Below are 6,675 nucleotides of genomic sequence, written 5' to 3' on the forward strand. Positions count from 1 at the left end.
ATGAAGTTCCCCCTTTCCTGGCTGCGCGCCCATCTCGAGACCGAGGCGCCGCTGGCCGAGATCCTCGCCGTGCTCAACCGCATCGGGCTCGAGGTCGAGGGCGTCGAGGATCGCGGCGCGTCCCTCGCCGCCTTCCGCATCGCCCGCGTGGTGGAGGCGGTGCAGCACCCGAATGCCGACCGGCTGCGCGCCCTGAAGGTCGATGCCGGAGACGGCCGCCTGATCTCGGTCGTCTGCGGCGCGCCGAATGCCCGCACCGGGCTGGTCGGCGTGCTGGCCATGCCGGGCGACCACATCCCCGGCACCGGCATCACGCTCAAGGTCGGCGAGATCCGCGGCGTGAAGAGCGAAGGCATGATGTGCTCCGCCCGCGAGCTCGGCCTCGGCGACGACCACACCGGCATCATCGACCTGCCGGAGGATGCCCCGGTCGGCGCGAGCTACGTCAGGTATGCCAGCATGGATGACCCGGTGATCGAGATCAGCGTCACGCCGAACCGCGGCGATGCCCTGTCCGTCCACGGCGTCGCGCGCGACCTGGCGGCAGCGGGTCTCGGCCGGCTGAAGCCGCTGGTGCCGTCGGCCATCGCCGCCGCCTACCCCGCCCCGCTGCACTGGGAGATCGCCGACCCGCGGGCCTGCGACTATGTGCTGGGGCGCGCCGTGCGGGGGGTGCGGAACGGCCCCGCGCCGGCCTGGATCCGTGATTGGCTGCTGGCGATCGGGCTGCGGCCGATCAACGCGCTGGTCGATGTGACGAACCTGTTCACCTACGGCCTTGGCCGGCCGCTGCACGTCTTCGACGTGGCGAAGGTGCAGGGCCGGACCCTGACCATGCGCATGGCGCGGCCCGGCGAGAGCCTAGCGGCGCTGAATGGCAAGACCTACGCGCTGACGGATCAGGACGGCATCATCGCCGATGCCGCCGGCCCGGAAGCGCTCGGCGGCATCATCGGCGGCACGCATTCCGGCTGCGACGAGACGACGACCGAGGTCTTCATCGAATGCGCGCTCTTCGACCCCGTGCGCATCGCGCTCTCCGGCCGCCGGCACGACATCCGCACCGATGCCCGCGCCCGGTTCGAGCGCGGCGTCGATCCGGCGCTGCCCGCCGTGGCGCTCGACCTGGCGACGGCGCTGATCCAGGAGCTCTGCGGCGGCGAGGCGAGCGAAGTCTCGGCCGCCGGCACCGAGCCGGCCTGGCAGCGCGACGCGACGCTGCGCTTCGAACGGCTGGCCGGGCTCGGCGGCGCCGAGGTGCCGGCCGATGAGGCGGTCGGCATCCTCGAACGCCTCGGCTTCGCGGTGAAGACGCGCGACGCGGCGCAGGTGACGGTCGCCGTGCCGTCCTGGCGCAACGACATTGCGGCGAAAGGCGCCCTCGATCAGGCCCCCTCCATCCCGGCCGAGCGCGCCCGCGCCGCGGCCGAGGGCTGCGCCGCGGTGGAGCCCGAAGCCGACCTGGTGGAGGAGGTGCTGCGCATCCGCGGCCTCGACACTATCCCCGCCGTCTCGCTGCCCGTGGCGAGGATCGTCCCGCCGCCGGCGCTGACGCCGAAGCAGGCCCGCGCCGTGCTGGCGCGGCGGGTGCTGGCGGCGCGCGGCATGCTGGATTGCGTCGGCTTCGGCTTCCTCGAGCAGAAGTCGGCGGCGCTGTTCGGCGAAACCCCCGATGCCCTGCGGCTGGTCAACCCGATCGCCGCCGATCTCGACCAGATGCGCCCCACACCGGTCGCCAGCCTGGCCCTGGCCGCCGCGCGCAACGCCGCGCGCGGCTGGCCGGACGTGGCGTTGTCGGAGCTGGGGGCTGCCTACCGCGACCCCTCCCCCACTGGACAGCTGCAGGTCGCCGCCGGCCTCCGCGCCGGACATACGCCGCGGCATTGGGCGGAGGCCTCGCGCCCGGTCGACGCCATGGATGCCAAGGGCGATGCGCTGGCGGTCCTCGCCGCGCTCGGCGTGCCGATGGCGGCCGTGACGGTCACCACCGATGCGCCGGGCTTCTACCACCCGGGCCGCAGCGGCGTGCTCCGCCAGGGGCCGAAGGTGGTGCTGGCGACCTTCGGCGAGCTCCATCCGAAGGTCCGCGCCGCGCTCGACCTTTCGGGCCCCGCGGTCGCCTTCGAGGTCTTCCTCGACGCAATCCCGGAGCCCAAGCGCCGCAGGAAGGGCGCGCCCGACCTGCCCGCCTTCCAGCCGCTGCGGCGCGACTTCGCCTTCCTGGTGGACGAGGCGGTGACGGCCGAGGCGGTGCTGCGCGCCGCGCGCGGCGCCGACAAGGCGCTGGTCGCGGATGTCGCGCTGTTCGACCGCTATGCCGGCGACAAGCTGCCGGTGGGCAAGGTGAGCCTCGGCGTGCAGGTGACGCTGCAGCCGCGCGAAGCGACGCTGACCGACGCGCAGATCGAAGCGGTGGCGGAGAAGATCGTCGCGGCCGTCACCAAGGCGACGGGCGCTTCGCTGCGCGGCTAGCAGACAGCGGGGGGAGGTATCCCCCCGTCTTCCTTAGCCCGGCCGCGCCGCGGTCAGCCCGCCATCCACCACCAGATGCGTCGCCGTGATGTACTTCGCCTCGTCCGAGACGAAGAACAGCACGGCATGCGCGATGTCCCAGGCATCGCCCATCCGCCCGATCGGCACGCTGGCATGCCGCTTCGCCACCAGCGCCGCGGCGTCGTTGGCGCCGAGCTGCTTGGCCAGCCGGTGCTCCACCAGCGGCGTGTGCATGGTCCCCGGCACCACGCAGTTCACCCGGATGCCCTTCTTGACGAAGGCGATCGCCGTCGAGCGGGTGAAGGCGATGACGCCGGCCTTGGACGCCGCATAGGCCACGTTGGTCCGTCCATCCACCTGGTGGCTGAGGCAGGCGACGGAGGAGAGGTTCACCACCGCCCCCGCGCCCTGCCGCTCCATCACGGGCAACACGTACTTGCAGCCGAGGAAGGCGGTCTTCAGGTTGTGGTCCATCTGGGCATCCCAGACCTCCTCCGGCATCGTCACCGGATCGCCCGGGGCGGAGCCGCCGACGTTGTTGACCAGGATGTCGATGCGGCCGAAGCGGGCGAGGCAATCCTCGACCGCCGCCTGGACCTCGGCGGCGACCGTCATGTTGACGGTGCGGGTCGCGCAGGCGTTGCCCTCGGACCCGATGATCTGCGCGGTCTCGGCGACCGCGGCCGGGTTCAGGTCCACGCCGTAGACCTTGGCGCCCTGGCGGGCGAGGAGCACCGCGGTCGCCTTGCCATTGCCCCAGCCCTCGCCGACCGAGCCCGCGCCGGCGACGAAGGCGACCTTGCCTGTCAGGTCCAGCATTGCCTTTCCTCCCTAGAATGCGTTGCGCGCCAGCAAGCCTCGCGGCAATCGCAGGGGTCAAGGGGCGCGGGCGCTGCTACAGCAAACCCCGCCGCCGCGGGGGCGGCGAGATCTGCTCGCCAGGATGGACCACTGGCCGGGAGCATGGGCTTGGACGAGCGGGGCGGATTTACGCGGCAGGGCGTGCGACGCGGGATGCGGGCGGCCCTTGCCCTCACCCTCGGCCTCTCGCCCTTCGGCCTGGTGGTCGGGATGACGTCCGACGGCGTCGGCCTGTCGCTCGCCGAGACCCTGCTGATGAGCGGCCTGGTCTTCGCCGGCACCAGCCAGCTCGTCGCGCTGCAACTCTGGGCCGACCCGGCGCCGATCCTCGCCGCCTCGCTCGCCTGCCTGGTGATCAACCTGCGCCTGGCGCCGATGGGCGCCGCCCTGGCGCCGGTGCTCGACCGCACGCGCGGCATCCGGCTCTGGGGCACGCTGATGGTGCTGGTGGACAACTCCTTCGCCCTCGCCATCGCCGAGCTGCGGGCCGGGCGGCGCGATGCCGGCTACCTCTTCGGCGCCGGCTTCGGCATGTGGCTGAACTGGATGGCGATGGTCGCCATCGGCCATGTCTTCGGCACCGCGCTGCGGCTGCCGGCCGGGCATCCGGTCTTCTTCGCCTCCTCCGCCGCGGTGCTGGCGCTGCTGGTCCAGCTCTGGCGCGGCAGGTCCGAGCTGCAGCCCTGGATCCTCGCCGGGGCGGCGGCGGTGATGGTGCAGGGCCTCGGGCTCGGCGCGCCCTGGCCGGTGCTGGCGGGCGCCTTCGCCGGGGCCGGCTACGGCGCCTGGCGCGACACGCGGGGCAGGCGGGCGTGACGCTGCGTCGCGCCGGAGGCGCGCCATGATGCTCCGGTGGGACGTCCTCGCCGCCATCCTCGGCATGGCGCTGGCGAGCTACATCTGCCGCGCCGGCGGCTACGCGGTGCTGCGGGTGACGCGCCCGCCGCCCTTCGTCCAGGCCATGCTGCAGCACCTGCCCGGCTGCATCTTCGTCGCCTTCCTGGCGCCGGCCTTCCTCTCCGCCGGCTGGGCGACGGTGGCCGCCGGCGCGGTGGTGCTGCTGGTGCAGGCGCGGCTGCGCCGGCTGGCGCCCTCGATCCTGGCCGGCGTCGGCACGCTCTGGCTGCTGCGGCTGGCGGGCATCGGATAGCCCGCCCGCGCCGCTACTGCGCCGCCTGGGCCATGTCCGGGTCGGGTGAGCGCGGCTCGGGCGCGCGTTCCACCATCACCATCGGCTGCGGCCGGGGGATGACGATGCCCTTCTCGGCGAACTGGATCTTGATCCGCCGGTTGAACTCCCGCACCACCGGCCAGCGGGAGGAGGGCTCGGTCTTCACCCTGGCGCGGATGATGACGCCGTTGTCGGCCAGCTTGTCGACGCCCCAGACATCGATGTCGTCGCGGATCAGCGGCTTCCACTTGGCCTCGGACCTGATCTCGGCCCCGATCTCCTTCAGCGCCTGGACCACCTGGTCGGTGTCCTCGGTATAGGCGACCGTCACGTCCAGCACCGCGAAGGCGAAGTCGCGGGTCATGTTGGTCACCGTCGTCACCGCGCTGAACGGGACGATGTGGACGCTGCCGTCGGTTGCCCGCAGCTTGATCGAGCGGATCGACAGGTTCTCGACCACCCCGGTCAGGCCGCCGAGCGTCACCACGTCGCCGACCGCGACGGCATCCTCCAGCAGCAGGAAGATGCCGGTGATCACGTCCCGCACCAGGGTCTGCGAGCCGAAGCCGATGGCCAGGCCGACGACGCCGGCACCGGCCAGCAGAGGCGCCACGTTCAGCCCGAGCTGCGCCAGCGCATTCAGCACCACCACCACCAGGATGACGGCGCCGAGCACGGTGCGCAGCATCGGCAGCAGGGTGCGGACCCGGGCGCTGCGCGCGGCGTGCGCATCCCGGGAAATCCGGGCGAGCCGGCGCTGGATGGCGGAATTCGCCACCTCCCACACCACCAGCGCCACCACCAGGGTGGAGGCGATCGAGAGCAGGGTATCGACCAGCCGCCGGCCGAGCGTGCCCTCGTCGAACCAGTCGAGGCTGTTGAGCCCCCAGGTCTCCAGCAGCAGGATCACCGCGCCGAAGCCGAGCGCGGCGGAGACGATGCTCTTCAGCAGCGGCACGTACTGCGCCGCGCGGGCCGCGAGGCCCGGGAAGCGCCGCGCCATCTCCGGCCCCGGATGCAGCACCCGGTCCATCGCCCAGCCGATCGCCTCGTCCAGCGCCTTGGCACCGCCGACGATCAGCACGGTCAGCACGGTGCCGACCAGCAGCTGGCGGATGCCGTTCTCCACCGCCAGCGCCCAGATCACCCAGGAGGCGACGAGCCAGAGGATGACCACGACGTGCCAGACCTCGGCCAGCCGGTCGCGGGTGGCGCGCAGCATCAGCCGGGTGCCGGTCGCCTCCTCGCCCGGCGCCAGCGGGCCGGCCTGGAGGAATGCCGCCACCGCCTCCCGCTGCTGCAGCACGATGCGGGCCAGCAGCAGGGAGATGACCAGCAGGGTCAGGTTCAGGATGGCGTCGTAGGCCGACCAGGGCAGGCCGAGCAGCAGCCCGGCCTCGGCCAGGGTATAGCCGCCGACGCCGACCAGCATCAGCCGCCGCAGCCAGCGGATGCCGGCCCGCGCCGTGGCGTCCGAGGAGGGGATCAGCCGCAGGTGGTTGGAGGCCGGCGAGAGGAACATGCGGGCGAGCGCGAAGGCCGCCCTCGCCGCCATGTAGGCATTCGCCATCATCAGCCCGACCAGCCGGGTGGTCGGCAGCGGCTGCAGCAGGCCGAACAGGCTGTAGACCGCCAGGCCGAAGCCGAGGATCGGCAGCAGGTCCAGCAGCAGCCGGCCGAGCACCAGCGGCACCCGCTTCAGCCAGGTCCAGGGCGTGCCGTTTGCCGCCGGCGCCGCCGCATCCAACCAGTGCCGCGGCCGGTTGACGGTCCGCACCACCGCCCATTCGGCGGCAAGGCCGATGCCGAGCAGCAGCAGCAGCTTCCAGGCGGCATCGATCAGCCGGGTCTGCGAGACCGGGTCGCGCAGCAGGTTGGCGGTGGCGGACCAGAGCGCCGGCAGGTCCGCCATGGTGCGGACCGAGGCGACCAGGGACTCCGAAACGCCGGCCACCCGGCCGGACAGCCCCGCCAGAAGCTGGGCGCCGATGGTATTGGGGGCGATCAGCGGATCGGCCTCGGGCTTGGCCGGCGGCTGGGCAGGAGCGGCGGGCGCGGCGGCCGGCGCGGCCGGGACCGGGGTGGGCGGCGTCGCCTCGGCACCCTCGGCGGCCGCAGCGGCCACGCGGGGGGCCTCGGCGGAGATCGGA

At 73.1% G+C, this 6,675-nt stretch carries 5 protein-coding genes; 3 read left to right on the forward strand and 2 right to left on the reverse strand.

From position 1 onward, the window contains the following. Entirely contained in the window at positions 1-2,472 is a 2,472-nt protein-coding gene (gene pheT / locus E2C06_RS26980; protein WP_133291688.1) for a phenylalanine--tRNA ligase subunit beta, read from the forward strand. A gap of 33 nt (positions 2,473-2,505) precedes the next feature. Here the strand turns inward: pheT and E2C06_RS26985 are convergent, their stop codons facing one another. After that, on the reverse strand, positions 2,506-3,312 hold the full coding sequence (locus E2C06_RS26985; protein ID WP_133291689.1) for an SDR family NAD(P)-dependent oxidoreductase: 807 nt from the start codon (positions 3,310-3,312) through the stop codon (positions 2,506-2,508). Positions 3,313-3,462: 150 nt separating this feature from the next. On the opposite strand from E2C06_RS26985, the gene E2C06_RS26990 reads away from it, so the two are divergent. Together E2C06_RS26990 and E2C06_RS26995 are read left to right on the forward strand one after the other, a co-directional pair. After that, positions 3,463-4,170: an AzlC family ABC transporter permease gene (locus E2C06_RS26990; RefSeq protein WP_241671491.1), complete on the forward strand. Its 708-nt coding sequence runs from the start codon at positions 3,463-3,465 to the stop codon at positions 4,168-4,170. A 25-nt stretch (positions 4,171-4,195) separates the two neighbouring features. Beyond that, complete coding sequence (locus E2C06_RS26995; protein ID WP_241671492.1) at positions 4,196-4,504, forward strand: AzlD family protein; 309 nt, start codon at positions 4,196-4,198, stop codon at positions 4,502-4,504. 13 nt (positions 4,505-4,517) lie between these two features. On the opposite strand, the gene E2C06_RS27000 is transcribed toward E2C06_RS26995, so the two are convergent. Further along, the coding region (locus tag E2C06_RS27000) for a mechanosensitive ion channel family protein (RefSeq protein WP_206664703.1) at positions 4,518-6,675 on the reverse strand (2,158 nt) is incomplete at its 5' end.

The organism is Dankookia rubra, assembly GCF_004355005.1.
GTDB classification, from domain to species: domain Bacteria; phylum Pseudomonadota; class Alphaproteobacteria; order Acetobacterales; family Acetobacteraceae; genus Paracraurococcus; species Paracraurococcus ruber_A.

Bases quoted from the DNA above. Each gene is read 5' to 3' on its own strand.
- E2C06_RS26995 (WP_241671492.1), top strand. From the start codon at position 4,196: ATGATGCTCCGGTGGGACGTCCTCGCCGCCATCCTCGGCATGGCGCTG.
- E2C06_RS26985 (WP_133291689.1), bottom strand. From the start codon at position 3,312: ATGCTGGACCTGACAGGCAAGGTCGCCTTCGTCGCCGGCGCGGGCTCG.
- pheT (WP_133291688.1), top strand. From the start codon at position 1: ATGAAGTTCCCCCTTTCCTGGCTGCGCGCCCATCTCGAGACCGAGGCG.